General features: G+C 61.2%; 23 protein-coding genes. 11 read left to right on the plus strand and 12 right to left on the minus strand.

Annotated features, from left to right (window positions below; all coding sequences use genetic code 11):
• The first annotated feature begins 9 nt into the window (after window positions 1-9).
• Window positions 10-153: a hypothetical protein gene (locus F0P96_RS21100; RefSeq protein WP_167291239.1), complete on the plus strand. Its 144-nt coding sequence runs from the start codon at window positions 10-12 to the stop codon at window positions 151-153.
• 716 nt (window positions 154-869) lie between these two features.
• On the opposite strand, the gene F0P96_RS21160 is transcribed toward F0P96_RS21100, so the two are convergent.
• The gene (locus tag F0P96_RS21160) at window positions 870-1,166 is read right to left on the minus strand and encodes a hypothetical protein (RefSeq protein ID WP_201743868.1); all 297 of its coding nucleotides are present in this window, start codon (window positions 1,164-1,166) and stop codon (window positions 870-872) included.
• A gap of 18 nt (window positions 1,167-1,184) precedes the next feature.
• Between F0P96_RS21160 and F0P96_RS18635 the strand changes: the two genes are divergently transcribed.
• Window positions 1,185-1,445, plus strand: a complete 261-nt coding sequence (locus tag F0P96_RS18635; RefSeq protein WP_151080479.1) for an AbrB/MazE/SpoVT family DNA-binding domain-containing protein — start codon at window positions 1,185-1,187, stop codon at window positions 1,443-1,445.
• Window positions 1,446-1,447: 2 nt separating this feature from the next.
• Entirely contained in the window at window positions 1,448-1,765 is a 318-nt protein-coding gene (locus tag F0P96_RS18640; RefSeq protein ID WP_235917524.1) for a type II toxin-antitoxin system PemK/MazF family toxin, read from the plus strand.
• Window positions 1,766-1,926: 161 nt separating this feature from the next.
• Here F0P96_RS18640 and F0P96_RS18645 read toward each other — a convergent pair whose 3' ends face one another.
• Genes F0P96_RS18645 through F0P96_RS18655 form a run of 3 tightly spaced genes read right to left on the minus strand, consistent with a single transcriptional unit; the run spans window position 1,927 to window position 4,030 of the window.
• Complete coding sequence (locus F0P96_RS18645; RefSeq protein ID WP_151080481.1) at window positions 1,927-2,517, minus strand: hypothetical protein; 591 nt, start codon at window positions 2,515-2,517, stop codon at window positions 1,927-1,929.
• Between the two features lie 15 nt (window positions 2,518-2,532).
• A complete protein-coding gene (locus tag F0P96_RS18650; RefSeq protein ID WP_151080482.1) occupies window positions 2,533-3,576 on the minus strand; it encodes a caspase family protein in 1,044 nt (347 codons plus the stop codon).
• 7 nt (window positions 3,577-3,583) lie between these two features.
• Window positions 3,584-4,030 (minus strand): hypothetical protein, encoded by a 447-nt coding sequence (locus tag F0P96_RS18655; protein ID WP_151080483.1) that lies wholly within the window; start codon window positions 4,028-4,030, stop codon window positions 3,584-3,586.
• A 1,038-nt stretch (window positions 4,031-5,068) separates the two neighbouring features.
• Here F0P96_RS18655 and F0P96_RS18660 point away from each other — a divergent pair.
• Together F0P96_RS18660 and F0P96_RS18665 are read left to right on the plus strand one after the other, a co-directional pair.
• Entirely contained in the window at window positions 5,069-6,601 is a 1,533-nt protein-coding gene (locus F0P96_RS18660; protein WP_151080484.1) for a hypothetical protein, read from the plus strand.
• A 15-nt stretch (window positions 6,602-6,616) separates the two neighbouring features.
• Window positions 6,617-6,844, plus strand: coding sequence for a T9SS type B sorting domain-containing protein (locus F0P96_RS18665; protein ID WP_160619866.1), 228 nt, complete (start codon window positions 6,617-6,619; stop codon window positions 6,842-6,844).
• Between the two features lie 182 nt (window positions 6,845-7,026).
• On the opposite strand, the gene F0P96_RS18670 is transcribed toward F0P96_RS18665, so the two are convergent.
• From F0P96_RS18670 to F0P96_RS18680, 3 genes are all read right to left on the minus strand, one after another.
• On the minus strand, window positions 7,027-8,166 hold the full coding sequence (locus tag F0P96_RS18670) for a hypothetical protein (protein WP_151080486.1): 1,140 nt from the start codon (window positions 8,164-8,166) through the stop codon (window positions 7,027-7,029).
• A gap of 458 nt (window positions 8,167-8,624) precedes the next feature.
• Window positions 8,625-9,224: a recombinase family protein gene (locus F0P96_RS18675; RefSeq protein ID WP_151080487.1), complete on the minus strand. Its 600-nt coding sequence runs from the start codon at window positions 9,222-9,224 to the stop codon at window positions 8,625-8,627.
• Complete coding sequence (locus F0P96_RS18680) at window positions 9,221-10,870, minus strand: transposase (RefSeq protein WP_235917525.1); 1,650 nt, start codon at window positions 10,868-10,870, stop codon at window positions 9,221-9,223. Before F0P96_RS18680 ends, F0P96_RS18675 begins: the two co-directional genes overlap by 4 nt.
• A gap of 2,508 nt (window positions 10,871-13,378) precedes the next feature.
• On the opposite strand from F0P96_RS18680, the gene F0P96_RS18690 reads away from it, so the two are divergent.
• From F0P96_RS18690 to F0P96_RS18705, 4 genes are read left to right on the plus strand one after another with little or no spacing between them, the layout of a single operon-like run.
• The gene (locus F0P96_RS18690) at window positions 13,379-16,597 is read left to right on the plus strand and encodes a SusC/RagA family TonB-linked outer membrane protein (RefSeq protein ID WP_151080489.1); all 3,219 of its coding nucleotides are present in this window, start codon (window positions 13,379-13,381) and stop codon (window positions 16,595-16,597) included.
• Between the two features lie 13 nt (window positions 16,598-16,610).
• Window positions 16,611-18,059: a SusD/RagB family nutrient-binding outer membrane lipoprotein gene (locus F0P96_RS18695; protein ID WP_151080490.1), complete on the plus strand. Its 1,449-nt coding sequence runs from the start codon at window positions 16,611-16,613 to the stop codon at window positions 18,057-18,059.
• 10 nt (window positions 18,060-18,069) lie between these two features.
• Window positions 18,070-19,425, plus strand: a complete 1,356-nt coding sequence (locus F0P96_RS18700) for a sodium:solute symporter family transporter (RefSeq protein ID WP_151080491.1) — start codon at window positions 18,070-18,072, stop codon at window positions 19,423-19,425.
• Window positions 19,418-20,248, plus strand: coding sequence for a metallophosphoesterase family protein (locus tag F0P96_RS18705; protein ID WP_151080492.1), 831 nt, complete (start codon window positions 19,418-19,420; stop codon window positions 20,246-20,248). The genes F0P96_RS18700 and F0P96_RS18705 overlap by 8 nt, the downstream gene beginning before the upstream one ends.
• Before the next feature lie 41 nt (window positions 20,249-20,289).
• On the opposite strand, the gene arsS is transcribed toward F0P96_RS18705, so the two are convergent.
• From arsS to F0P96_RS18735, 5 genes are all read right to left on the minus strand, one after another.
• Window positions 20,290-21,336, minus strand: a complete 1,047-nt coding sequence (gene arsS / locus F0P96_RS18710) for an arsenosugar biosynthesis radical SAM (seleno)protein ArsS (protein ID WP_151080493.1) — start codon at window positions 21,334-21,336, stop codon at window positions 20,290-20,292.
• A gap of 261 nt (window positions 21,337-21,597) precedes the next feature.
• Window positions 21,598-22,488 (minus strand): SDR family NAD(P)-dependent oxidoreductase, encoded by an 891-nt coding sequence (locus F0P96_RS18720; RefSeq protein ID WP_151080494.1) that lies wholly within the window; start codon window positions 22,486-22,488, stop codon window positions 21,598-21,600.
• Window positions 22,481-23,479 (minus strand): NAD-dependent epimerase/dehydratase family protein, encoded by a 999-nt coding sequence (locus F0P96_RS18725; protein ID WP_151080495.1) that lies wholly within the window; start codon window positions 23,477-23,479, stop codon window positions 22,481-22,483. Before F0P96_RS18725 ends, F0P96_RS18720 begins: the two co-directional genes overlap by 8 nt.
• Before the next feature lie 2 nt (window positions 23,480-23,481).
• Window positions 23,482-24,174: a TIGR04283 family arsenosugar biosynthesis glycosyltransferase gene (locus F0P96_RS18730; RefSeq protein WP_151080496.1), complete on the minus strand. Its 693-nt coding sequence runs from the start codon at window positions 24,172-24,174 to the stop codon at window positions 23,482-23,484.
• A 45-nt stretch (window positions 24,175-24,219) separates the two neighbouring features.
• Window positions 24,220-25,314 (minus strand): BamA/TamA family outer membrane protein, encoded by a 1,095-nt coding sequence (locus F0P96_RS18735; RefSeq protein WP_151080497.1) that lies wholly within the window; start codon window positions 25,312-25,314, stop codon window positions 24,220-24,222.
• A 110-nt stretch (window positions 25,315-25,424) separates the two neighbouring features.
• Here F0P96_RS18735 and F0P96_RS18740 point away from each other — a divergent pair, with 110 nt between their 5' ends.
• Window positions 25,425-26,207 carry a DUF547 domain-containing protein gene (locus F0P96_RS18740; protein ID WP_151080498.1) on the plus strand — a complete coding sequence of 261 codons (783 nt, stop codon included), beginning with the start codon at window positions 25,425-25,427 and terminating at the stop codon, window positions 26,205-26,207.
• Entirely contained in the window at window positions 26,197-26,835 is a 639-nt protein-coding gene (locus F0P96_RS18745; RefSeq protein WP_235917527.1) for a DUF6134 family protein, read from the plus strand. Before F0P96_RS18740 ends, F0P96_RS18745 begins: the two co-directional genes overlap by 11 nt.
• Window positions 26,836-27,000: the final 165 nt, after the last annotated feature.

The raw sequence follows: 27,000 nt of genomic DNA on the forward strand, positions 1-27,000 counted from the left end.
TCATAGCGGGTGGAGAAGCCCCGTGCTTCATTAAGCCGCCCGAAGAAACTCACGTCGTACCTGCTGAATGTTGCCGGGCAAACGGACAACACCATCGTCAAGCAACTCACGCGGAGCAAGCGGTTCGTGCGGTTTGCCGTGGAGCGGGGCTAAACGGATCACATAACCTGGACGGCCGAAGAGGTAGGTGCGCTGGAGAGGTAGGAATTGCCCGCCGGGTCCTACCTCGACAATGCCCGCGCCCTCTTCCTGTTAAGCTGTTACACGGGCCTTCGCTACTCGGACTTGGTGAGCCTCCGGGCTGAGCACATACGGGGCACACGCTGCGTATCACCACGCAAAAGACCCGTGAGACGGTGGGCGTCCCGCTGCAGGCCCCACCTTGCGCATCGTCGACCGCTAATTAGTTGGCGGGGTCCGCTTGATCAGCAACAGAAACTTAATGACTACTTCAAAGAGCTTGGGCGTTAAGCAGCAATCGAGGCACCCATCGAAATAATCCGCTATCGGAAGGGAGAAGCTTACGCACACGGTGCCGAAGTATGAAAAGCTGGGTTACCCATACAGGCCGGCGGACATTTGTCACCTTAAGCCTGGAGCGGGGCTTGCGTCCGGAAATCGTCATGTAAATTACCGGCCATAAGGATTGGAAGTGCTTTCACCGGTACAACATCACCGAAACGGCGGTGGAGAAGGAGTTCGGACGGGTGTACGAAATGCCGACGGTACTGAAAGTGGCGTTATAGGGAACCAACTGTGCGACGCTTTTATACCCGATCTGGTATAAGTGTGTCGGTCGTGCTTCTATTTATACCCGATCGGGTATAAATAGAAGCGTAAGCACCTTATTAACAAGAATATAACCGTAATTAAAAGTTATCGGAACCTATGGCTGCCCTACAGACCGATTGACGGCCCAGGTAGTAACCTGAGGGGATGTACTTCGGGGCAGCTTGTTCTTCCTGCGTCAAGCGGTAGCCGGTGCTGCGGCCGCCGGCACGCTCCTTGACCAGAATGCTCTTGACGATCAAGTCGGCCGTGTCCTGGAAGCACTTGGCCCTGCGCGCCCACTTGGACGTAGTCAGCTTGCCCTCGAAGCCGTCGACCAGGCGCCAGCCTGTGTTACAGTGAAAGAAACCATTCGCGTCAAGGGAGTGTAAGTACATTGTACATACATTTGCTTGATGAACACGCGTCTGATTCGGGTGGGCAATTCCCAGGGAATTGTGCTGCCCAAGAAATTACTGCAGCAGTACCACCTGGCCGGCGAGGTCGACCTGCAGCCCACGCCCGAGGGCTTGCTCATCAAGCCGGTTAGCAAGCCCCGCCGCCAGGGCTGGGACGAGCAGTTTCAGCACGCCCTTGCCCAAGGTCAGGCTCCGGAGGGCGAGCTGCTGGAGGGATTTTCGGACGAGGCCTTTGAGGAAACCGACTGGCAGTGGTAGCCGTGCAGCGCTTCGAGGTGTGGCTCATCAACCTCGACCCGACCCAGGGCAGTGAAATCAATAAGACCCGGCCCTGCGTGGTGCTCTCCCCCGATGAGATGAACCGCTACCTGCGCACCGTGACCATTGCCGCCCTGACCAGCACGCGCCGCGACTACCCCTCCCGGGTAGACTGCACCTTTCAGGGCAAAGCGGGCCAGGTTGCCCTGGACCACATCCGCTCCGTGGACAAAACCCGCTTCGTGCGCCGCTTGGGTGTGCTATCTAAAACCACGGCGCAGCAGGTCTGTGACCGGCTGCAGGAGATATTTCACTATTGATCCTACCAGAAACGGCTCGCTATTCCAATGGGCCGTTTCTGTCTGTTTTGCCCTTAATCACCTGTCTGATAAGTCCTGGGATAAAAAACGTACTTGTCATAACTCGACTTCTGTGACAGCTGCATGGCTCTTAACTGTTCTATTGCCTTGAGAAGTGCAGATTAGGACAAGCTCACAACGGATGTAAGCCGGTAAGCGCCTCCGGCACTGGCATGAATAGCGTAGAAGAGAGGCTCGATGTTGTAAGGCTCTCCCCATAGCTCGACGTTGAGGTGCAACGAGCGATCCCCAACGGCTGAACTCCACCACTGCCATTGCCGGGCGATTATGGTGGAAACCCAAGATTCAAAATGCCACTGGTCCGGCAGGTTCATGATTTGAGCCACGGTGTATTGGGTCATGCTGGTTACAAACCAAGCGGGCAAGTACGCTTCCCACTGCGTTTCGTACCCTTCTTGCCACAGGTCCTCGGGAACAGCAAGCACACCCAGTATGATTTCCTGCACGCGAGCCAGACACCGGGCGGGGTCTGGCAACTGCTCCACGGCAATGCGGAGGCTGGGAAGCGGAGCTGGCTCGTCATGTATCAAGCTACCTATCCGTTGTTGTTCATTCATGGCCAACAGCGTGGTGAAGAGGGAAATCGGGAAGCTCAAAGCTAATGCTTCCTGCACCTCAACCAGGCCACTCCTTCGATGGCTGAATGAAAACTGACTAGGAACGCTCTTAGCCCCTGAGTTGCGAAAATCCAAATGTTGGTAAATCAGTTACTTCCCTATCACCGGTACATCCCCCTCGTTTCGGGACGGATTAAGCAGAACTGGTTGCGTCAACTTGTCAAACTGAGGCTCTGTTAGGCTCATAAAATAATCCCTTATAGTCGACGCTCTCGGCTTTTTTGCATTAAAATACAAAAGGGTCCTTCTGCAAATAGGCGCCACCTGTTGATAGGGGCCTGTTGGGTATGGGTGAGCTACCATGTCCGCTGATTTGTTCATGGCCGAGGAATAATAAATTTGATTTCCTAGACTACTGAAGGTCATTTCCCTAATCAACTCGCCCATATCCGGTATTTCGGATGTTCCAAATGACTCTGTAGCTGCCTTACTAGTGTCCTGCTGCGGCGAAAACGTTGCTTTTGCGGAATTGCCCAGCACGCTGGGACGGTTCATCATATTACGAATCGCTGCACTATCATATTCCACCACACCGTCTAGACCAAAGCCAGATGGGTTCATTTTGTAATGGTACTTGATGCCTTTATACCATTTAGAGAAGTCCTGCAAACTGCAGCAATCCGCTAACAGAACGTACCGCGAGCGAGAAGGACTTCGCTGGGCGTCAATTATCAAGTACTTAATGGTGTCAATGTTGATGAGTCTCTGAGTAAGCATTTCATACGTTGCATCGAGGGGCATTGCCTGGATGTCGCCAGGAACAAAGTAGCGGCTTCCCGCTTGACTGGCGATGCCGTGTCCACAGTAATAAATAACCCCCACGTTTGCTTCCCCCTGTTGCCGCTCCACAGAAGCGATGAATGCTTTAATGGCCTTTAAAATTCGCTCTTTTGATAAGGGCTTCTGGCTTGTTGAAAGCAAAAGAGTGGGAGTAGCAATAGATGCAAAACAAGTCAAGACACTCTTGGCACTTTGGTTCACCCCCACCACCGTTTCAAATTCCGTAGTATTTGGATAATGTTGGTTCCCGATGCAGAGTACACTTACCGATGTGGCCACCTTTTTAGGATATGGGGAGCCGGCGGCAAGCACAAAGGCCGTTAAAAGGAGCAATAACCAAGTGTTCCGTTTCATCGAACAATCAATTATTGAGGGATTGCCAACTACGGCTCAGGGCACGGTAACAACTGTCCTGCAAATTAGCAGCGTCGTAGGCTAAACTATTATGCCCGTCTATACTTCGACGGTCAACATGTTTCAGTGTTTCCCGAAACTCTTCCACCGCAGTTGTTACCGAACGGTCAGGTGGAATATTGAGGCTGCCCCAGTAGTAACGCTCAAAGTCCTCCATAGATTTTTTGAATGAGGTATCTGTGGTATATTCAGATGCCAGAATGCCTGCGCTTTCGCAAATCTTACCATAAGTGTCTGCACGCTTTTTTAGCATTTCCCGTTTGAACTCCAGCACCTGGTTATCGTTCTGCTGACGGTTAAACTGCGAAATACCAATGAATATTGATGCAATGGTCAATACAGTGCCAACAATGCTGATACTAACTTCCCACTTTCGCTTGTTTTCTTCCGTCATGGCTGCGACGTTGCTATTTGGAAGACGTGTAAACGATGTCTGTGCCCGGCTTTCTTATGTCGCCAGTTTTATCTTTGTGAGTTAAGGTGAGAATGTACTTTTCGTTATCTCCTGTAATAAATAATCGGTAAGTCACCCCGAACATTGTTAGGTAGTATTTGCCTCCTGGGCCCGTTGTCAAGATCCACTTACCCTGCGCAGTGTCCCAACTGCCCTTCTCATTACAGATGCGTTTGGTTAACAAGTTGGGCGAAACCGAGAAAAGCAAGTATTCCCCTTTAGAGCAGGCCTTATTTCGGCCTAGGCTTTGTGTTGTGCCTTCCCACTTCCATTCATTCTGACTGTTGCACAAGAGCCGTATGTAGTCCTGTTGAGTTCTTTGAGCACGAACAGAAAGCACTGTAGTCCAGAGAAGGGTAGCAAGGAGGCCAACAGTTTTCATCGCTGATGGGCGTTAAGAGTAGTTGTAGTTTGTTCATAAAAATGGCCTTGATCTAAATAAAGTGAATTATATATTTAATTCAAAGGATGCGACGGTTTAGCCGAATGCTTTTGGGCTTGATTAACATAAGGTTAGTTCTACCCATGGTATTAGAAGGTATTTGGGGTTGTAATCGGCACCGGGGATAATTCAGCGATTAGCTGAGGTATACCCCGCTCGTTTGTTCGATGCCCGGCACGTTACCCGACAAGCCCGGTAAGCGGGGCGTTGCGGCCGCCTATTGGGTATGCCACGGCCGCAGTACCTTCGCCGTCCTCTCCTTTCTTTATTCTTCGTGGCCATGGATTCGTGTACTTTCGCGTGGTGGCGCCGCCTGACCGCGCTGTGGCTGCTCCTGTGGCCCGCATGGGGCGCGTGGGCGCAGGCGCCGGTTCGTCGAGCGTGCGCGCCACGGCGGTAGACGCGCTGGGCAACGTGTACGTGGCCGGCGTGTTCTTCGGCTCGATCCGCTTGGGCGCCACTACCCTGGCCACGTCCCCGGCAACACCACCACCGACGCGTTCGTGGCCCGGTGGAGCCCGCTCACCGGGGACTTCGTGTGGGCCACGCAACTGGGCGGGGACGGCGGCGAAACGGCGGTGGCCCTGGCCGTGTCCGGCACCGACGTGTACGTGGCCGGCACCTTCACGGGCACGGCGGCCTTCGGCCCCGTGACCCTGACCACCACCGGCGCCCCGGCCTACCGGGACAGCGACGTGTACGTGGCCAAGCTCACCGCCGCCGGGGCCGTGACCTGGGCGCAGGGGGCCGGCGGGCCGGGCAGCGACGTGATGCAGGGCCTGGCCGTGAGCGGCAGCAGCGTGTACGTGGCGGGCTCTTTCGGCGGGGACGCGGCCGGGTTCGGCGGCGTGCCGCTCTCCAGCGCCTCCCCCGGCGGTCCCTTTTCCACCACGGCGTTCGTCGCCAAGCTCACCGATGCCGGGGGAAGCGCGGCCTTCGCCTGGGCGCAGGCCCTGGCCACCGGCGTGGCCACGCGCGGGGCCGAGGTGTACGTGGCCGGCGCCTTCACCGGCACCGCGCGCCTGGGCTCCGCGGTGCTCGCCAGCGCGGGCAGCGTCGACGCCTTCGGGGCCCGGCTCACCGACCTGGGGGCCACCGCCCGCGTGGAGTGGGCGCGGGCCGCGGGCGGCCCCGGCTATGACGGGGCGACGGCGCTGGCCCTCACGCCCGGCGGGCTCTACCTGGCGGGCGCCTTCAGCGCCACGGCGGGGCTGGGCACTACCGCGCTGACCAGCGCCGGCGACACCGACGCGTTCGTGGCCCAACTCACCGACGCCGGGGCCGTCGCGTGGGCCCGGCGGGCCGGCGGCACGGGCCCCGACGGGGCCACCGCCCTGGCCGTGCGCGGGGCGGCGGTGTACGCCGCGGGGTCGTTCCGGGAGCACCCCGCCGAGGTCGGCGGGACGGTGTTGCCCAACGCCGGGGGCACCGACGTGTTTGTGGCCCGGTTCACAGACGCGGGCGCCGCGGTGTGGGCCCTGGGCGCGGGCGGCCCGGGCCTCGACGCGGCGTCGGGGCTGGCCGTGGCCGGCCCCACGCTCTACGTGGCGGGCTGGGGCCATTACCCCATGCGCTTCGGCCCGTGGACGCTGACCGCGCCCACCCCGGCCCGGGGCGAAGACGGCTTTCTGGCGGCGCTGGACGAAGCGCCCCGCATCGCGGGCCCCGCGCTGCTGTGCGCCGGCGCGGCGGCGGTGCTCGCGGCGCCCCCGGGCGCCCGCGCGTACCGGTGGAACACGGGCGACACGACCGCCACGCTGGCGGTGGGGCAAGCGGGCCGCTACACCGTGGTGTGCACCTTCGCCGACGGTACGGTCCTGACGCTGCAGCACGAGGTGGCAGGCGCCGCCGCCCCGGCGCCCTTTTTCCTGGGCGCGGACACCACCCTCTGCGCGGGGGACGCGCTTGTGTTGCGGGGACCTGCCTCCGCACCGGGGCTCAGTTACCGGTGGTCCGACGGGTCGGAGGGGCCAACCTTGCGCGTGCAGCAGGCGGGGGAATACACCCTGCGCGTGGCCACCGCCTGCGGCAGCACCACCGCGCGCCGGCGGGTGGCGGACGGGCCCTGAGTCGTCGTGCCCAACGTGATCACTCCCAACGGGGACGGCCGTAACGACCGCTTCGCGCCCCACGGCCTGGTGGGTACGGGGTGGAACCTGGTGGTGCTCAACCGCTGGGGAAAGCAGGTCTACCGGTGCGACGACTACCGCAACGACTGGGGAGCAGAAGCCAGCGCCGGCGTGTACTACTTTATGTTACGCAACACTCGCTTGGGGGCGAAGTACAAAGGCACCGTGGAGGTGATTCGCTAGCGCCGGAACCACGGGAGGCGTAAGCTCCCAGCCTTGGTACGGAGGAGCAGAGGGGGTGACCCTGACTCCTGTCACATTTCTTAACCGGTGATCTGCGAGATGTGACACGAGGGCTGTCACGTTTTCTGAACGCTGTTTGAGGAAGTGTGACATACTCTTGGGTGCCCAACCGGCACTCCGGTTTAAGATGAAGGCCGATCCGAATCTTTCCGGCTTGTTCGTGCCGTTGCCTTGAGCGCAGCTTTCTCTGCTGGGCCTGGCTGGCCCAGCGGGTTTATTCTTATGCCGTCCAAGGGGGCACCAGAACGAGCTGTCGAAGGCGGCGAGTGCAGGTTCCTGGGCTTTCGGTACCTGGCAAGGGGATCAAGCCACGACGCCTTGTCGTTTTTTATCTCGTGCTCTAATTCCTTCCACCATTTCTCCGCGCGCTTGTAAAGCTCGCGCCTGGCCTTTAACCGGCGCCGTACAACTTGCCGAAATTCGCTGGCGATGAGCATGGCCGCCAACAACTCGGGCGCTTCCGATTCCACTATTTTGGCGTACTCCTCAACCCCGGCTTGGATGGTCGAATAAACCTCTTTCGCGTTGCTTAGGGGCTCGGAAACCTCCTTTAATACCCCGTCGGTCATTTGCCCAAGCAGCGCGCCCGTGAGGGAGGCGAGGCTTGTCGTATTGCTGTGGGCATGTTGGCCCTTGAAGATGCCGAAGTAGGCGCATCGGCTTTCTCCGCAGTCGTGGAACCGAAGATAAATCAAGGCCGCCGGGTATACTTCCTGGGGAAGCTTGCGCGTAAGTCGACCCACGGTGTTGTTGAAAACGAAGCGCGTCCAGAACTCCTCTTTTCGCTTTCTTTCTAAAAACTCCTGATCCAACGAATAACACCCGATGTGCGTGATTTTTTCCAACGCAATGTTGGTGTGCTTATAGCTCAGTTTCGAACGGAAGCTGCGGTCAGTAAAGCGGGTGCCCTGCCTGCACGCCTCGTCCTTCATCAACTCTTTATCGCATCGGTACAGATATAGTCTCTCGTCCGAAAATAAGGCGATCACGCAATCATCGACCGAGTGTGCCTCTAGTTCGTCCGTTTGTAAGCCGCCCAAGTAGACATACATGGGCATGGCTTCTTTGATGCCCTCCAAGGTCTGGTACCGGCTTCGGTTCGCTCGCACCCTCTTGGCTATTCGGTAGCCAGCAAAGCCCAGCACAGCGGCGATAAGCAGAACCAGGGTAACAACGTTCGAGAAGTACCCGTGGATGATCCAGATCCCGACAATGCCCACACCCTGAATCCAAGCTTTCGACAAAGGTGCTCCCGTGTGCATGGCATCTGCAGTTGGATGTTATATTAATTTATAAAAAAACATTAGATAATAACTATGTATTAAGGCTGTTTGCTACCCGGACGACAGCCAGCGCAGCGCGGCAACCCGCAAGTGCGTCGACGAGCGCAAGCGCCACATGCTTGGGGACCCGCAAGGCCGCGTTTAGCCCTGCCGTTTACATGCGTCGCACCAACGCGCTTGTCGCCGCATCGTCTTATTCCTACACAACCGGCGCCCATAGGGGACGCCCAACCACCGCCGCAGGGATTGCGCTCGCCGCGTGGGTTGGTGCTGGAAAGTCCGGGTTGATAGTAGGTCTGGGGTTGCGCTAGCACCAGACATGGGCGAACGTGCAGAATGCCTTAAACGGTTGATGGCTGGGGCCCTAGTGCAATCTGAACGGGTTCATTAAAGGGAAAAACCTGAAAAAGGAGCATCTGTACGCCCAAAACCGGCATTTACTTACTGCTTGATTTGCGGTGGGAGTGGATGGCTACTCCGCGGTAGCGCAGGTACTTGTAGAGGGTGACCTTGGAGATGCGCAGGCGCTGGGCAATCTCGTTGACGCCGAGCTGCTGCTCCTTGTAGAGGGTCTCGGCTACGATGGCCGTGCGCTCGGCTTCCTCGGAGAGGCCGCGGCGACGTCCGCCCACGCGGCCCCGACTGCGGGTGGCGGCGAGGCCCGCGTGGGTACGCTCGCGGATGAGCTCGCGCTCGAACTCGGCCAGCGAGGCAAACAGGTTAAAGACGAGCCGGCCCTGGGCGGAGGTGGTGTTGATGGCGTCGGTCAAGGAGACCAGGCCCACGCCGCGGCGCTGCAGCTCGCCGACCAGCTCGAGCAGGTGCTTGAGCGAGCGCCCCAGCCGGTCGAGCTTGTAGATGTGCACCGTGTCGCCCTTGCGGAGTTGTCCGAGCATCTTGTCCAGCTCGGGCCGGGCGGCGGTGGCGCCCGACGCAGTCTCCTGGTAGATGACCTCGCAGCCGGCCTGGGTCAAGGCGTCGAGTTGCAGTTCCAGGTTCTGGTCGCGGGTCGAGACGCGGGCGTAGCCGATTTTCATGCGGGCTTGTTCAGGTTAACCGTCGCGAAGGTAGGCAAACTTGAACTTTGATTGCTGTACAAGTTTTCTGAACCGTTTGCGCGCAATGGAGGCCATTCAGCTCTGTGCTGTTCAGGTAACGGTCGAGGTGTACAGACAAAAGGCCGTGGCTGTTGCAGAACTCTGGAGGGTAGACTTGAGGTAGTCCGTTCGGTTTCTTTGTTGCACGCTGGCCACCAATAGAGCCAGCCTGGCAAGTTCCAAAATGGCTCTGGCCGCAGGGCCAGGGCTTGACTGGCGGCGAGCCGAGGCCGGTGCTTGAGCAGTTTCTTTAGGTTGTAAGCCACGGCCGCCAGCAACATGGTCTTGTGGGCCCCCGCCCGGCCGCGGGTATTCACGCGGCGCAAGCCGTAGTGGTGGATCAGGTGGCCGAAGACGGGCTCGACCGTGCTCTGCCGCAAGCGGCGCATACGCTGGCCTTGCCGGCTCTGCTGCCGGGCCCAGGCGCGGCGGTAGGGCGGGTCGAAGGCCGTGCGGGTAAGTTGCTTGCGCCGCGCCGTGGGCGCGCACGTGGGTTTGAGCGGGCACTGCTGGCAGTCTTGGTAGGCGGCCCAGTAGAGCTTCAGCCAGCCGCCGTCGGCGTTCGTGTCGTATTTCTGAAAGGGCAGTGGCTTGCCCGCCGCGCAGGTGTAAGTGTCCGTGGCCACGTCGTAGGTGAAGCCTTCCACTTCTGGTTTGTACTGCCCGAAGACGGGAATCCAGGGCGTCAGGCCGCGCTGTTCCAGGAAGGCGTAATTGGAGCCGTTGGAGTAGCCCGCGTCGGCCAACAGGTGTTGCCAGCACAGCCCCTGCGCCTGCAAGCGCGGCTGCAACCGGGTGACCAGGCTAGGCAAATGCAGGCTGTCGCGGCTGTCGGCGAAGTCCGCCTGCACGTGGCTGATGATGCCGCGGGCCGTGTCCACAGCCAGGCTGCAGAGGTAGTTCAGGGCCCGCGCCTTGCCGGGCTTGACGGAAATGCGCGCCTCCGGGTCGGTGGGGCTGTAGTGGGTTTTGTTGCTGACCACGCGCGCTTTCGGATGCGTGCTGCCCAACGGCCCGGGCCCGGCTTGCCGCTTGGCTTGGCGGGCGGCCTCCTGGCGCAGCTGGTGCGCCGGCGCTGTGGGCACCAGCTTTTCCTGCAGGCGCTCCAGCGAGGCATTCGCTTTCACCGGCGCCGAGTCCACGGCTTGCGTGTCGCCGGCCACCAGCCCCTGCGCCACGCACAAGGCAAACACCCGCTCAAACAAGTGCTCGAAAAGCTCCGGTGGATAGAGCTGGCGCGTGCGGCTCACGGTCGAATGCCACGGCAGGTCCTCGTCCACCTCGTAGCCCAGAAACAACAGGATGTCCAGCCGCAGCGCGCAGTGTTCGATCAGGCGCCGATCACTCAGGATGTTCTCCAGCCGCCCCACCAGCAGCAGCTTGAAGAACACCACCGGGTCGAGCGAGGGCTGCCCGGTGTGGCTGTACAGGTGCTGGGTCTCGCGGTAGAGAAAGGTCCAGTCCAGCAGCTCGTCCAGCCGCCGGTACAGATTGTGTTTGGGCACCCGCTCGGAGAGGCGGAAATGCGTGATGACTTTGTCCGTGTACTGCTTCTGGCCCTGCATAGCTCCCTCTACGCACAGCATGTCAACAGGGAGTCCGAGTTCTGCAGCAGATACGGTCGTTTCGCTGAACTGCAATGCGTTTCAGCCGGCCGATGAGTGACATTCCTGCAAGAGCGCCGGCGGTCTGCTCGGGGTGTTTTCCTCACCCACTGGGCGGCTGCTGGAGGGACTGATCCGGGCGCGGAGCGAGCGCTCCGGCCGCTTCACATGTTGCTTGTATCTGCTTGGTGTTACTGGCATTTACTTGATGCCGCTTGTATGTGCTTGGAGTTACTTGTATACGCTTGGGGTTGCTTGCCCCCCGGCATGTTACTTGTAGTTGCTTGATGGCGCTTGCATTTGCTTGATGTTGCTTGGCGCGCCGGCGCCGGCCCCCAGCGGCCCGGCCGTTTCGCGGCGGCGTACCCGGCAAAGTACCATTTCCACCCGCACCCCGTTTTCGTCGCCCTGGGGCGGTCTTCCAAACGGGGTAAAAAGCAGGTGCGGAACGGCCGTTTTGGCGGGTGTTTTTCGCCGCGATGCGCGGGCGCTGTTCTTGGAGTCGTCGGCGGCCGAAAACGAGCCGCCAAACGCGGGTGTTTTCGCCCCGAAAGCGGGCCTTCAGCAGCAGGTCCTACATCCGTCGCCCACGCGCGGTGAACGCCCGTGAAGTATGGATGACATGTCCCTGGAAACGACGTTTTTCGCGCCGGGCACCGACCCGTGGCAACGGCCGCCGGAGGGCCGGTAGATGGCAGTTGCGGCGCCGACAGAACGCCCACGCGAGCGGGGCTCCTCCGGGCGGGCTTTTTGCCCGGGAAAAACGCGCCGAAACGGGCCGTTCCGCCGCCCCGTTTCCGCAGGTGGCGGGACACCCCATCACGGCAGACCAAAAGCCGGGCCGAAAGCACGGGTGGCGAGCCCTGTTGCGCCCGGAAAAGTACCACAATGGCCCGCGGCCGGGGGCGGGGCGCGGGCAGGTGTCGGCGGCAGCCGCCCGGATGGGGCCCGGCGAAGACCCGGTTGGGGTTTACTTGGGTTTAGTTGCGATTCCTTGCGTTTCGGCCCGGTGCAGGGCCCTCCGCAGGCCTCGGTTGGGGTTTCCTTGGGATTACTTGGGCTTGCGTGGGTTTGAGCAGCGGACGGAGCGGGCGCTCCGCGGTGCGCGCAAACCCACGCAAGCCCACGTAACCCCAAGCAAGGCCAAGTAAGCCCAAGCAAGCCCAAATAAGCCCACAGAAGCCCCAATCGGTTTTGTAAACGAGGCCGAACCCCAAGCAAGCCCACGTAAGCCCACGCAAGACCAACTAACCCCAAGGAAGCCCAAGGAAGCCCAACCGGGGCCTGGGGTGGCGGCCAGCACCGACCCGGTACAAGCGACCGCCCCCTAGTCGCGCCCGGATTCGCATAACCAACTGATAGTGTACACAGTACAGCTGACTACCTCAAGTAACCGGTGTGCGAACCGTCGAAGTAGCATGGACCGGTAGTACTATTCCGTGTTGCGGCGGGGGCGACACCACCCGTTTTTGCACGCTCGGTCGTGGCGGCCCATTTTTTCATGCCCGCTCGCCGCCCCCGCGCCGAGGCTTCGTTCGCCTGTGCAGCGGTCGGGCCACCACGGGCGACGGGCGCGCCAAAACGGGCGGCCAGAACGGCGTTTCCAGCGAGCTGCTCGTCGAAACGCCCCGGGTATCGCGCCCGGATTCCGGCCCCGGCGCGAGCGCTCGCGCCGGGGCCGGAATCCGGACCTTTCCGCGCCGGAAAACGCCCCGGTTGTAGGTCCGTTTCACCACCGGCTCGCACGCCCCCACATCGCGCCTCCAAAGCGGGCGCAAAAGCGCGTGAAAAAGCCCCGTTTTTACCGGGCGCAGCAGGCGTCCCCAGGGCGGGGCGGGCCCGGGCGCGGCAACAATGGTACTCTGCCGGGGAAGCGCCGCGCCAGCCCACGCATCGTATCCGAGGGCTGGCGCCGACCGGGGCGGGATGATCCGCTGCGATTCCCGGCGCAGAAAAGACTATAGGTATACCACCGTTTTCTTAAGCGTTAGGATCTAGTGGTAATCTAGTATGGCTAGAGCCACGCAATGCGTATTTAAGCCTGCCAATAGGTAAAAAAAGTGATTTTTCGCTTCTGGTTTCGTATTCGTATTTGCAACGAATTCACCGATCCCAGTGCATACAACTGATGAGATGCTCGACCACTCAGCGAGTGGGTACGGGCATAAAGCCGCTACTCTCGGTGAGCCTGGACGCGGTTTCCAGCCGCCAGCCGCAGTGCTGCCGAGTTCAATCGGCTGGGACATTCAAAAGCCTTTAAAATGTTATGGTTGAGGTGTTTTTACGCGCGCAGCAGCATATCAAATTCCCTGATTCAAGGGAGCAGTGCTTCGGTCTTCAATCCATCGTCGACTTTACGCCGTTTGTTGGGCAAGGCCCCACTGGTCGTGGTTGCTAAAACAGAAGAAGTACAACTCCTTCTTCTGTCCCGCACGCGTAGACCATCTCGCTGTAGTTTGCCGAAATTTCTTCCCCAAATACTTCCCCTAAATGCGAGCATACCTACTACTTTTTGCCTTTCTTACCTTATTATCCGTCTCTGCAGTTGCCCAGAAACTCATCGGGCAGGTTGTAGACGCGGCCTTTTCCCAACCGATACCGGGTGCCGCCGTGCAGGTAAAACGTACGCAGGCGGGCACGCTCACGAATGCCACGGGAACGTTCACGCTGACTAATCTCCAGCCCGCAGACACCCTTGTTGTTTCGAGCCTGGGCTACGAATCGCAGAAGATCCAGTACACGGGTCAAGACAAAGTGACGGTTAAACTGGTGGCGGGCCTTTCGCTCAATGAGGTTGTCGTCACGGCCCTGGGGCTGGAGCGCAACGCCCAGAGCCTGGGCTACGCGGTGCAGAAGGTAGAGGGCCAGCAGGTCAGCGAGGTAAAGGCGTCCAACTTCCTCGATAATCTGGCGGGCAAGGTGGCGGGCGTCATGGTCACAGCGGGCTCCACCGGGGTGGGGGCGTCGTCGCGCATTACCATCCGAGGCGAATCGTCGTTCACTGACAACAATCCTCTCTTTGTAGTCGACGGTATCGTGATAAACAACGCCACGGTGGTCAACCGCGTCAACGACGATGCCAACGGGTTTCAGGAAATCGATTTCGGCAACGGGGCGGGGGAAATCAACCCCGACGACGTGGCGGCGGTGTCGGTGCTGAAAGGACCCAGCGCGGCCGCCCTGTATGGCACCCGGGCCTCCAATGGAGTCATCTTGATTACGACCAAAGACGGGTCGTCGGCGGGCAAAGGCATTGGCGTTAGCTTCAATAGCACCTTCTACGCCGAGCAACCGTTTCAGCTGCCCCGCTTCCAGAACACCTACGGGCAGGGCAACAGCGGGGCGTTCAAATATGGCGACGGCCTGGGCGGGGGCATCAACGATAACATCTCGTACAGCTACGGCCCCCGGCTGGACGCGGGCCTGCTGATTCCGCAGTACGACAGCCCCGTGACCCTGCCCGACGGCCGGGTGGTGCGCGGCGCCGACACGCGGCTCTACAGCGGACTGCCCATCACTCCGACGCCGTTTGTGTCGCACCCCAACAACCTGCGCGATTTTTATCAGACGGGGCATACGGCTATCAACAACCTGGCGGTTGCGGGCGACTACGAGAAAGGCAGCTACCGGCTTTCCTACACGGACCTCAACAGCCAGTCGATTATCCCGGGGGTGGACCTCAAGCGCAAAACGCTGGCCGCCCGGCTGCAGTTTGACCCTGCGAGGTGGCTGAAAATCAGCTCTTCACTCAACTACATTAACAGCGGCAGCGCCAACCGCCCCGCTACCAAGTACGGTTCGGAAAACACCAACTACGCCCTGAGTGCCTGGCTGGGCCGGCAAACCGATGTCAACCCCATGAAGCAGTACTGGCAGCCGGGGCTGGAGGGCATTCAGCAGTTCTCCTACAACTACACCTACTTCGACAACCCGTATTTCACGCTCTACGAAAACCGAAATTCCTTTACCCGCGACCGACTCATCGGTAACCTAGCCCTCACGGCCGAATTGGCCAACAACCTGACGCTGATGGTGCGCAGTAGCATGGATTACTCCACTGAGAACCGCCAGTTTCGGCGGGCCTTCAGCAGCAACCGCTTCAAAAACGGCGCGTACGCCGAAAACGCCGTTTTCTTCCGGGAAATCAATACCGACTTCCTGCTGAACTACGCCCGCAGCCTGGGACCCCTGTCGCTCGACGTATCGGCCGGGGGCAACCGCATGGACCAGCTGGCCTCGTTCGACCAATACCAGGCCCTGACGCTGGCGCAGCCGGGCGTGTTCAAGCTCAACAACGCCGCTTCGCCGGTGGAGGTCTACCAGCAGAGTGGCCGCAAGCGCATCAACAGCCTGTATGCCCTGGCCAAGCTGGGTTTTAAAGACGTCTTGTTTGTCGACGTTACCGGGCGCAACGACTGGTCGAGCGCCCTGGCTACGCCCACCTCTACGGCCAATACGTCCTTCTTTTACCCCTCGGTATCGGCCAGCTGGGTGCTGTCGAATCAGTTCCAGCTGCCCGCGGCCGTGTCCTTTGCCAAAGTACGGGCCAGCGCCGCCAACGTCGGCAACGACACCAGTCCCTACCAGACCGCGGGGGTGTACAACGCCCGGAACCCGGTTTTTTCGCAGCCGGCATTCAGCGACCAGAGCACCATTGCCAATACCAACCTGAAGCCGGAGTCGATTACCTCGCTGGAAGCCGGGGCCGATGTCCGCTTCTTCAACGACCGGTTGGGGGTCGACCTGACCTATTACGACGCCCGCACCCGCAACCAGATTCTGTCGCTGCCCATTGCCATCCCGACGGGCTACAGCGAACGGGTCATCAACGGCGGGGAAGTCCGGTCGCGGGGCATCGAGGCGGTGGTCAGTGCCACGCCCGTGCAGACGAACCGCTTCCGGTGGAATGCGACCCTGAATTTCAGCCGGAACCGGACCAACGTGGTGTCCTTGCCCGAAGAAGCCGGCACCCTGACGCTGGGCTACAACCGCATCTACGACAACGTAAACCAGACCGTCTGGTACCAGGTGCGGCAGGGCGACCGGATGGGCGACATGTGGGGCACGGGCTACCTGCGCAACGCCCAGGGCGACTTTGTTGTGGGCAGCAACGGGCAGTACATTGCCGACAACACCCTGAAGAAGCTGGGCAACTACAACCCCGACTTCATGGTGGGCCTCTCGAACCAGTTTAGCTACCGGAACTGGAACGCGGGCTTTCTGCTCGACTGGCGGCAGGGTGGCATTCTGGTGTCGCGGACGCTGGCCCTGGCCGGCGTGGCGGGGCAGCTGATTGAAACGGCCGACCGGCCCGATGCGGGCATCGTGGCCCAAGGCGTGGTGAATACCGGCACGGCCGACAACCCGAACTACCAGCCCAATACCCGCGCCATTCCGGCCGAAACCTACTACCGGATGTATTACGACCGCAACAACGAGGAGAATAGCACCTACGATGCGTCGTACGTCAAGCTGCGGGAATTCACCATCGGCTACAGCCTGCCCGAAACGGCCTGGCTAACCAAAAAGCTGCGGGCGCAGCGGCTGACCGTGGCCCTGGTAGGCCGGAACCTAGTGGCCCTGTCGCATATTCCACACTTCGACCCCGAGCAGACCTCGTTCCAGCAAAACCAGCTGCAGACCGGCGTCGAGGACATGAGCTACCCCACCACCCGCAATGTGGGCGTGAAGCTCAGCGCGAACTTCTAAGCTCCACCCGCACATGAAACGGAAATTATATAGCCTCCTGCTGCTGGCCGCGCTGGTGGGCTTGCTGCCCGCCTGTACGGACAACTTCGAGGAAATCAACACGAACCCCAACGCGCCGGTCGACGTGCAACCGTCGCTGCTGCTGCGCAAAATCATCTTCGACTACGGCGAGCAGATGTCCTACGAAGCCTTCGTCGCCGGCAACCTGCTGGGCCAATACTTCACGGCCATCGACTTCAACCTCTTCGACCGGCACAGCCTGAGTGAACCGCAGTACGGCGGCAACCCCTGGCCGTTTCTGTACAGCAACCTGCGCGACAACGAGATTCTGCTGCAGAAAGCGCGCTCGAATCCTGCTTTCGGGGTGTACGAAGGGCCGGCCCTGATCATGAAAGCCTACCTGGCCGCCACGCTGACGGACCTGTACGGCGACGTTCCCTACAGCCAGGCGCTACAGGGCAAAGCGGGAGTGATTACGCCGGCCTACGACACGCAGGAATCCATCTACACGGCGCCCGGCGGCATCCTCGACAACCTGGACAATGGTATTGCCTCCATCAACGGCTACACCGGCACGACGGCGCTCGACGGTGATGTGCTGTACGGGGGCAACCGCAGCAAATGGGTACAGTTTGCCAACTCGTTGAAGATTAAATACCTGATGCGCATATCGCGCAAGGTAAACGTGCAAGCGGCCCTGCAACGAGTTGTCACCGAGGGAAACTACATCCAGGCGAATGCGGACAATGCCGCCTTCCGGTTCTCACTGTCCCAGCCCAATAATTTCCGGATGGCCACCGCCCGCATCGGTGACTACAACCTGTTTATCATGTCCAAAACCAGCGAGGAGCTGCTTACGGGGCTGAGCGACCCGCGGATAGCGACGTATTTTCGCCCAACGGCGGCCAATCCGGGTACCTACCGCGGCCTGCTGAACGGACCCGATGCTTCCCGGCTCTCGATTTCGGTAGCCGATTACTCGCTGACGGGGACCATCTTCCGGGAAAACTCGGACCGGCTGTCCGCCAACTACATGACTGCGGCCGAAACCAGTTTCTGGTTGGCCGAAGCCGCCGAGCGGAACCTGATATCCGCCTCGGCAAGGACCTTGTATGAGCAGGGCATCACCCAATCGTTTGACTACTGGGGAACGGTGCTGCCCACCGGTTACCTCACCGGCAGCCGGGTGGCGTACGGCCAGAACGGTCAAAACCCCATTGAGCAGATCCTGACGCAGAAATGGCTGCACAACATCAACAACGGCTACGAAGGCTGGACGGAGTACCGCCGGACGGGGTTCCCGCGCCTGAAAACGGTGTCGGCCAGCCTCAACAACGGGCTGGTTCCCGTGCGCATGCCTTACCCCGCCACGGAAAGTGCGCTGAACGCGGCGCAGTACAACATAGCGGCTGCCAACACCCAGAACAACAGCATCAACGCTCCCGTGTGGTGGGCCCGCTGATCATCCCTGTATGAGTATACCCCTGTTGCAGTGGGCGTTGGTGCTGGCCTCCAGCGTCACGCTGTTTTTCGTCTCGCCGCTGTCCCGCACTGCGCCCGAGTTTTTCAGAGGAGCCCGCAAAGAGCGTACGCCCAATGCGGTTTTTCTGACGAGTAGTCTGGTCATTTCCTGGCTGTTTGCCAAGTCCATCACCAATGCCGCCAACCTGGGCCAAAGCTTTGGTTTGGTGGGGGGCGTGGCCTACGCGGGGTACTACCTGTCGTTTCTGGTGGCCGGTTTTGTCATCGTCGCCATGCGCAACAAAGGCGGCTACCGCAGCATCCACCATTTTCTGGAATCGAAGTATGGGGCGGGGGCAGTGGTCGTCTTTACCCTGCTGATTATCATTCGGCTCTACAACGAAATCTGGTCCAACACCATCGTCATCGGCTCTTATTTTGGCGAGCAGGGCACGACCCATTACTACGTCGCCATTGTGGTGTTTACCCTGCTGACGCTGGCCTACACGCTCAAGGGCGGCATGAGCAGCTCGATTATGACCGACGTGATTCAACTCTCGCTCTTTGTGGGGTTGCTCACGGTTATTCTGGGCTTCATTCTGCCGCAGTACGGGGGCAGTCTGAAGCCTTTTCTGCGCAGCGGAGAATGGACCTTGGGGCAGGGCGTCGATTTGCTGCTGGTGGCATTGGTGCAGTGCTTCAGCTACCCCTTTCACGACCCGGTTCTCACCGACCGGGGGTTCATCTCCGATACGCGCACTACGCTCACGTCCTACCTCTGGGCGGGAGCTATCGGCTCGGGCTGCATCATCTTTTTTAGCTTCGTGGGCATCTTCGCCAAGCTCAACGCCCTGACCGGCGAAGCCCCGGTGGCCGTGGCGCGGTACTTCGGCGTGCCCATGCTGCTGCTGATGAACCTCATCATGGTTACCTCGGCCTCGTCGACCCTCGATTCGGCCATGGCCTCGTTTTCCAAACTCATCAGCATTGACTTGAGCAAAGCGGCCGTGCCCAGCGTATCGAGAGGCCGGTGGGCCATGGTGGTGTTGACGGTACTGGGCACCATCCCGGTATTTTTTAATCCCGCCATTCTGTCGGCTACCACCATCAGCGGGACGCTGGTGCTGGGCCTAGCACCCGTGTTTTTGTTCTGGAACGTGCCCGTCCCGCGCCTGGCCTTTCACCTGTCGGTAGTGGGCGGGCTGGTGCTGGGCGGCTTGCTCACGCTGTTTCCCCTGCCCGATGCCCTGCATCTGGGCGACGGCAAATACGGGGCGCTGCTCAGCACAAACCTGATTACGTCGGCTTACTGTTTCGGAGTATTCGGGCTCTGTACACTTCTCCGAAAATCGCCCCGTCATGGATAGTCCAATCCCCAAAAACCTGGGCCCGCGAAGCGGCAGGCTGCTCGTTTTCGGAGGGCCTTACTCGAACCTACAAGCCCTGGAGACGCTCAAAGACATTGCCGACCAGCTGCAGATTCCAGCTGGCAACATCATCTGCACCGGCGACATCGTGGGCTACTGCGCCCAACCCGAAGCAGCGGTGCAGTTTGTGAAAGAGTGGGGGGTACACGCCATTCAGGGCAATGTAGAACAGAACATCATCCGGGGCGAAGACGACTGCGGCTGCAACTTCGCCGAGGGCAGCCGGTGCGACCTGTTGTCTCGCGCCTGGTTTCCCTACGCGGTGCGGAACCTGTCGGCCGGCTCGGTCGCCTGGCTGGCTACCCTGCCGCTTCAGTTGTCTCTCCGGTATGCGGGCAAGGCGGTAGCCGTGCTGCACGGGGCGGCCACTGGCATTGCCGATTTTGTGTTTGCATCTACCCCTTGGCCGGTAAAAGAAACCAGCTTTGCCGCTACTGGGGCCGAGGTGATATTGGCCGGCCACGCCGGTCTACCCTTTGCCGATGCGCGAGCCGGGCTATGCTGGCTCAACGCGGGCGTGATTGGGATGCCCGCCAACGATGGCACCCCGCGGGTATGGTACCTGCTGCTCGATGATACCCATGGCCAGCTTACATACACCTTTCACGCCTTTACCTACGACAACGGCAAGGCGCAACAGTTGATGCGGGCTAACGGGCTCCCCGTTTCCTATGCTCAGACGCTCCTAACGGGCATCTGGGACAACTGCGAAATTTTGCCAGAAGCAGAAAAGGCTTTGCAGGGCCGGCCCATTACGCTGTAACACTTTGTATCCAAGAAATGTAGAACGTAGACGTCCCTTGTTCAGGCCGTTGCTCCTCCACAACTAGAGCCGCTACCGGCCGTGCAGCCGTAGCAGTGCTGATTGACCACCACGGCGCGCTCGGCCAGGGCGGCGGCATCGAAGTCGCGGATGTGGCGCACGGGGCTGGCGACTTTCAGGTCCAGCATCTGGTTGAAGTCGCAGTCGTAGAGGTAGCCGTCCCAACTCACCGAGAGGGTGTTGCGGCACATCACGCCGGCGGCGGCTACCGGGTTGAAGGCGTTGACCAGCTTCTCCATGTAGCCCGCGTAATTGCCCGACTCGATGAGGTAGTCCAGGTAGCGGCTGACGGGAAGGTTGGTGATGGCGTACAGTTCGTTGAACACGATGCCGTGGTCTTTGAGCAGCATGCGCTTGAACTGCTCCTGCAGCCCCTTCTGGCTGCCCGGCAGGAACGCGCCGGCCGGGTTGTAGACCAGGTTCAGCACCAGGCCCGTGCCTTCCTGCCCGTAGCCCACGGCGTTGAGCATCTTCAGCGCCCGGATGGAATCCTCAAACACCCCGTCGCCGCGCTGGCTGTCAGTTTTGGCGGCCGTGTAGAAGGGCAAAGAGCTGACGACTTCCACGCCGTGGGCTTTGAAGAACTCGGGCAGGTCGTGGTACTTCTTGTTGGCGACGATGATGGTCAGGTTGCAGCGCACGATGATGTGGCGGCCTAAGGCGCGAATCTGCTCCACAAACCAGCGGAAGTCGGGGTTCATCTCCGGCGCGCCGCCGGTCAGGTCGACGGTGGGAATGTCGGTCTGGGCCAGGACGTCGAGGCAGAGCTGCATCGTTTCGCGCGTCATGATTTCCTTGCGGTCGGGCCCAGCATCGACGTGGCAGTGCTTACACACCTGGTTGCACATCTTGCCCACGTTGATCTGCAGCACGGCCGGCGCTACGGGCGAGAGCGGCAACAGGCCGGCCTCGCGCAGCTTCTCGTGGAAAGCGGGCAGGTGCAGCGTATCCACGACCTCTTGGCGCAGCACGGTGAGCTGAAAGGTAGGTTCTGCCAGTTGGTGGCCCGTGGCCTTGAGTGACTTCATAATGTCGTGGGTTGCCGCCGGCGAGGAGTGACGCCGACGGCCAAATTACATGCTGATTTCCTTGGTCTTATCGCGCTCCGAGAGGGCGCCCTCCTCGAAAACTTCGCCTAGTAGTCGAAAAACTTGCGGCCCATCTCGGGCTGCCACCCGGTGATGTTGCCAGATTTGGCTAGGTAGGGTTGTAGTACGTCTTTCCCATGGGAATGACGAAGGTGAAGTAAGCAGGAGGAGTACGTACGAGAAGGTGCCGCAAACAGATTGTCACTCGTACCAGTGCCGAAACCGGCGGAAGCTGGTGCGCACGAACCAGTCTCCCAAGCGGGGTAAATACGTGTGAACCAGCAGAATTACCCAACCCAACGCGGAAATCACGGTGCGTTGCCGGCGACGGCGGATGTGGCGCAGGATGAGGCCGGCCACTTCCACCTGCGACTTCTGCCAACGCGGCGGCCGGTAAGCAATTGGCACGGGCTGCCCGCTGGCGTCCAATACCCGCTTTTCGGGGTCGTTCTGGGTGAAGCCGATGTGTACCACGCCCAGGTGAATGCCGGTACTGGCCAGCTCCAGCCGCAGGGTGTGCGCCAGGTTCGCCAGGGCGGCCTTGCCGGCACAGTAGGCCGAGCCGCTGGGCATGCCGTTTAGCGCCGAGATGGACGAGATGAACGTGACGCTGCCGCGCGAGTGGGTCAGGGCCGGCAATGCCGCCATGAGCGGGTACACGGCCCCGTACACGTTGCTGTCGAGCACCTGCCGGAACACCTCCGGCTGCATGTCCACGAAGTAAGCCCGCTGCGAAATGCAGGCGTTGGCAACGACAATATCCAGCCGTCCGAACGCCTGCAGGGCGGTGTCCACGAGGCGCTGGCAGCTGGCGTAGTCGGTCACGTCGGCCACGCAGCTGACCACGGCGTAGCCCGCGGCTTCGAACGCCTCGCAGGTGTGCCGCAGCCGCTCGGGGTTACGCCCGTTGAGCACCACTGCGGCGCCCTGCTGGCACAAGAGCCGCGCCGTTTCCCGCCCGATGCCCGATTCGGAGCCGGTCACCAGCGCGACCTGCCTGGTGAAAACGCCCGGCCGGTGGGCCGGCGGTGCTTGGCCCAGCACCGTTACGGGAGCGCTGCCCGGGGCAGGAGAAGAGGAGTGGTCAGACATAGCGGTGCATTTTAAACCAGTCGTACGCGTCGGCTACCGCCTGCGCGATGGGCGTTTGCGGCAAGCTCAGCTCGGCCCGTGCTTTGGCCGCGTCGAAGTAATGTCCGTCGGCCGCCACGGCTACCATTGCCGGGTTCAGCCGGCCGGGGCGGCCCGTGAGCCGGGCGCCGAGCAGAGTGGCGGTGCCATACAGCCGGGCCAGGGACGTCGGAATGGGCCAGCGCGGCGGCAGGACACCCAGTACCCCGGCTATCAGCCGGAACGCGTCGCGGTAGGTCAGGTTCTGGTGGCCCAGCACGTAGGATTCGCCCACGCGGCCCTGCGTCAGGGCGTTGACGGCGGCCACGGCCACGTCCTGCACGTGCACGTAGTTCTTGCCGCCGGCCGGGTAGCCCGGCACCGTGCCGCGCAGCAATTCCAGGACCAGCGCGTTGGAAGTAGGCTTGGCGTCGCCGGGGCCGAGCATGAACGTGGGATGCACCAGCACCGCCGGCAGCTGCCACTCGCGCACGGCCCGCTCGACCAGCTCGGTCGCGGCCCGTTTGCTGTCCATGTAGTCGAGGCCGTAACACTGGCCGGCGAAGGGGTGGGTTTCGTTGCCGGGCCGGGTCAGCGTGCCGAAGCCGAAGACATTGGCCGTGCCCACGTACACAAAGCGCTGCACCGCGGCTTGCCGGGCCAGCTGCAGCACGGTTGCGGTGCCGCCGTGGTTTACCGCCCACACCGCCGGGTTACGTGCCGGGTTTACCTGCGCCAGCGCGGCCGCGTGGATGATGCCCCAGCACCCATCGGCGGCGTGGGCTACCGTTTCGGGCCGGCAGATGTCGCCCAGTACGCACTCGACGCTGGCCGGAAAGTCAGGCTCGCCGACGGCCCCCGTCAGCGGTCGGTGCAGCAAGGCGCGCACGGCGTAGCCTTGGTGCAGGAGCTGCTGCACGAGGTGGCGTCCCAAAAAGCCGCCGGCACCAGTTACGAGTACGCGCTGCGCCATCCTCAGCGGTAGTTGAGCAGGGCTTTGTAGGTGCGCGCGATACGCGGGGGCGGCACCTTCAGAAAGAACAGGGAAAAAGCCGTCAGATTCGCCAGCTGCACCCGCAGCCAGCTGTTGGTTTCGTACTTGCGGGCCGACACCACCACGTCCTGGGGCACGACCAGGAACGAAGCGGTTTGGCGGATGCGCCGGATCATGTCGAAGTCCTCCATGATGCAGTAGTGCTCATCGAAGCCCCCTAATTGCTCGAACAGGCCGCGCGTGATGAACAAAGTCTGGTCGCCGCCGCGGCTCATCAGGCCCTCGAAGCGGGTGCCGTAGCTGTTGATGCGCAGCAGCGGGTGCGGGGAATCGAAGCGGAAGCGGTAGCAGCCGGCCGGGTACCCGTCGCGCACGGCCCGCCGGACGGTGGTGACGTAGCCGGGATGGATCTGCACGTCGGCGTGCACGAAGTAGAGGATGTCGCCGCCCGCGTGCCGGGCGCCATGATTCATCTGGCAGGCCCGGCCCGGCTTCGGCGAGAGCAGCACCGTGGCCCCGGCGTGGCGGGCCGCTTCGGCGGTGCCGTCCGGGCTGCCGGCGTCGACGACGATGATTTCCACGTCGTGACCGGGGTCGTGCCGGCGCAGCTCCTGCACCAGCCGCCCGATGTTGTTGACTTCGTTATAGGTGGGAATGATGACGCTGATGTGCATAGCGGGGGAATGCGGGCGGGAGAACGGTCGGGGGCCGGAAGATGGTTAAAAAGCTTCGCCGATGGTGATGTACAAGCCGCTGGATTGTCGGCCCCAGCCGTAGTCGAGCCGCAGGTTCAGATGGTCGCGGCGGTTGACGGTGAAGCGCAGCCCGGCGCCGTACGCAGCCTTGGGCGCGTCCAGGCGCAGCACCTCTCGCTCATTGCCCAACACACCCACCCCGCCGAAGACCACGGCCCCCAAGCGCTTGTAGACCGGCAGCCGCAGCTCCGACTGCAGCACGGCCGCGTTCTGGTCGCGGTAGCGGCCTTCGTAGTAGCCGCGCAGGCGCTTGGTGCCGCCCAGCAGCGAGAGGGCATTGAAGGGCGCGGTACCAGCCGTGTAGCTCACAAAGTAGTTCAGGGCCAAGATGGTGCGCGGCGTGAGGCGATGGTACGACGACACGTCGGCGGAAAGGCGGCTGAAGCGGGTGGTTTTGCCGGCCGCCCCGGCGCCTGCGGCCCGGTTGCGGTGCAGGTAGGCCACGTCGGCTACCACGCCCCGCGTCGGGAAAAACACCCGGTCGCGGGCGTCGAAGAACAGCCCCAACCCGCCGCCGGTGAGCCGGCTGCCCCTCCCACCGGGCACCTGGCCGCTGGCCAGCTCACCATCGGGCACTACGTGGGTAACATCGTAGTCTTCGTACTGATACCGCAGACCGGCGTACAGCTTGCCGCGTTGCCAGCTGGGCACGATGCGGCGGAACGCGTTGACGCGGATGCGGGGGAAGTTGACGCCGTACAGCTCTTTCGATACCGCCCGCTCGCCTACGCCGAAGAAGTAGTAGCTGTAGCGGTAGTACCCGGCTTCGCCGTAGGCGTAGTAGCGGTTGTGGTCGTAGAACAGCTGGAACGGCAGGTACACGAGCAGCTGCCGGTTCTGGGTGTACGCCACGCCGAAGGTCAGCTGCGAGGGACGGGCCGTGCTGTCGCCCGCGTCGCGGCGGAAGCGTAGGGTGGCCGTGGCCGCCGCGCCAAACGCCAGCCGCGTTTCGGGGGTATAGTACACCACCGGCAGCGGAAACACGGACACGCGTTTGGGTACGCTGTCGGGCGGCGTATGCCAGCTGGAAAGGCCGAGCAGCGTAGTGGTTAGAAGCATGCGGCGTAGAAGCGTTTACACCCATACGGAATTGCCTGGCTCGAAAGATTGCCCCGGCGGCAATCTTCTGCGGGCTTTGTTCTCGTACATGCGTACTCAACCGTACCGCTATGCGCCGAATTATCCTGACCATCCTGCTGGCAAGCGCCGTGGGCGCCCCGCTGGCAGCCTTCGTGGCTCCTGCCCCCGGGCCGGAACTGACGACACCTGCTGCCCCGGTTGATCATGCGGCCTACGACCGTCTGCTCAAGAAGTACGTTACCGACAAAGGACTCGTCAACTACAAGGCGTGGAAGAGTGACCAACAAGAGCTGAACCAGTACCTCGACCGGCTGAGCAAGAACCCGCCGGCCGCCAACTGGAGCCAAGCCGAGCAGATGGCGTACTGGATCAACGCCTACAACGCCTACACCATCAAACTGATTCTGAGCCACTACCCGGTGGCGAGCATCAAGGACATTGGCTCGAAAATCAAGATTCCCTTCGTGACCACGCCCTGGGCGGCGGAGTTTTTCAGCATCGGCGGCAAGAAGATGAGTTTGGACGACATCGAGCACGGCACGTTGCGCAAGCAGTACGACGACCCGCGCATCCACTTCGCCCTGGTGTGCGCGTCGATTTCCTGTCCGCGCCTGCGCAACGAAGCTTACACCGCCGCCAAGCTCAACCAGCAGCTCGACGACCAGGGCCGCGACTTCCTAAACGATCCGGCCAAGAACAAGGTTAGCAAGGAAGGCGCGCAGCTTTCCAAGTACTTCGATTGGTACAAGGGCGACTGGAGCAAGAACGGCCAGTCGGTGGCGAAGTGGGTCAACAAGTACGCTGCCACGCCGATGTCGCCCACGGCCAAGATTACCTACCTCGACTACAACTGGAAGCTCAATGAGCAGTAAGCAGGGGCGTGCGTGGGGCTTGCTGCTGGCCCTGGCCTTATTGCTGCGTCCCGCGCCTGCCCAGTCAACGGGAGCCAAACCCATACCGGAGGAAACCCGGCGCTACGCCATCGAGGTGGCCGGCGTACGGGTGGGCACGATGACGGCCACCCGCACGCCGCTGAGCAGCACCGACGTACGCTGTACCCTGGTGAGCGACGTGCAGGTTAACTTCCTGGTATATCACCTGAAGGTGTACTACAAGGTTATCAACCAGGTGCGAAACGGGCAGCTGCTGCTTTCTACGGTGGAGGCCCACACCAACCAGGGCGACTTTTCCTCCCGCACGGAGTGGAAGGGCGACCATTACGACATCGTCGCCAACCAGTACAAGCACCAGTACCGCGGCACCGAAACGCAGCCAATCACCTACACGGTGACGGACATGTTCTTCGGCGAGCCCCGGGGGCGGCAACGGGCCTTTACCGAATACTTCGGCGACTACTTCCGGGTGCAACCCAGGCGGGCCGACCACTACCACGCCCAGCGCGCCGGTCGCGAAGACGAGTACCAGTACGCCAACGGGCAACTGGCGACTATTATCAAGAAGAACCCGTTAAAGAACTTCATCATTCGGCACTTGCCGTAGCCTGGGCAAGCGCTTCGGCGCGCTCCTGAGAAAGAAACCCCAGCGGGGTGGTATGCAGAGCCCGGACAGACGGCGCGCTACGAACTGTAGTACGGACATTCCCTCAATGACTTAGAGCGTGTTGGGGAATAATCCTCAGCTTATGTCCTTTAGGTAATTGCGGAG

The organism is Hymenobacter busanensis (assembly GCF_008727865.1).
In the GTDB taxonomy this organism is placed as follows: Bacteria; Bacteroidota; Bacteroidia; order Cytophagales; family Hymenobacteraceae; genus Solirubrum; species Solirubrum busanense.

Excerpts from the sequence above, each read along its gene's own strand:
- F0P96_RS18740 (WP_151080498.1), top strand. The coding sequence starts at position 25,425 with ATGCGCCGAATTATCCTGACCATCCTGCTGGCAAGCGCCGTGGGCGCC.
- F0P96_RS18735 (WP_151080497.1), bottom strand. The coding sequence starts at position 25,314 with ATGCTTCTAACCACTACGCTGCTCGGCCTTTCCAGCTGGCATACGCCG.
- F0P96_RS18670 (WP_151080486.1), bottom strand. The coding sequence starts at position 8,166 with ATGCACACGGGAGCACCTTTGTCGAAAGCTTGGATTCAGGGTGTGGGC.
- F0P96_RS18725 (WP_151080495.1), bottom strand. The coding sequence starts at position 23,479 with ATGGCGCAGCGCGTACTCGTAACTGGTGCCGGCGGCTTTTTGGGACGC.
- F0P96_RS18680 (WP_235917525.1), bottom strand. The coding sequence starts at position 10,870 with ATGCTGTGCGTAGAGGGAGCTATGCAGGGCCAGAAGCAGTACACGGAC.
- F0P96_RS18690 (WP_151080489.1), top strand. The coding sequence starts at position 13,379 with ATGCGAGCATACCTACTACTTTTTGCCTTTCTTACCTTATTATCCGTC.
- F0P96_RS18695 (WP_151080490.1), top strand. The coding sequence starts at position 16,611 with ATGAAACGGAAATTATATAGCCTCCTGCTGCTGGCCGCGCTGGTGGGC.
- F0P96_RS18650 (WP_151080482.1), bottom strand. The coding sequence starts at position 3,576 with ATGAAACGGAACACTTGGTTATTGCTCCTTTTAACGGCCTTTGTGCTT.
- F0P96_RS18705 (WP_151080492.1), top strand. The coding sequence starts at position 19,418 with ATGGATAGTCCAATCCCCAAAAACCTGGGCCCGCGAAGCGGCAGGCTG.
- F0P96_RS18730 (WP_151080496.1), bottom strand. The coding sequence starts at position 24,174 with ATGCACATCAGCGTCATCATTCCCACCTATAACGAAGTCAACAACATC.
- arsS (WP_151080493.1), bottom strand. The coding sequence starts at position 21,336 with ATGAAGTCACTCAAGGCCACGGGCCACCAACTGGCAGAACCTACCTTT.
- F0P96_RS18720 (WP_151080494.1), bottom strand. The coding sequence starts at position 22,488 with ATGTCTGACCACTCCTCTTCTCCTGCCCCGGGCAGCGCTCCCGTAACG.
- F0P96_RS21160 (WP_201743868.1), bottom strand. The coding sequence starts at position 1,166 with ATGTACTTACACTCCCTTGACGCGAATGGTTTCTTTCACTGTAACACA.
- F0P96_RS18655 (WP_151080483.1), bottom strand. The coding sequence starts at position 4,030 with ATGACGGAAGAAAACAAGCGAAAGTGGGAAGTTAGTATCAGCATTGTT.
- F0P96_RS18700 (WP_151080491.1), top strand. The coding sequence starts at position 18,070 with ATGAGTATACCCCTGTTGCAGTGGGCGTTGGTGCTGGCCTCCAGCGTC.
- F0P96_RS18745 (WP_235917527.1), top strand. The coding sequence starts at position 26,197 with ATGAGCAGTAAGCAGGGGCGTGCGTGGGGCTTGCTGCTGGCCCTGGCC.
- F0P96_RS18635 (WP_151080479.1), top strand. The coding sequence starts at position 1,185 with ATGAACACGCGTCTGATTCGGGTGGGCAATTCCCAGGGAATTGTGCTG.
- F0P96_RS18675 (WP_151080487.1), bottom strand. The coding sequence starts at position 9,224 with ATGAAAATCGGCTACGCCCGCGTCTCGACCCGCGACCAGAACCTGGAA.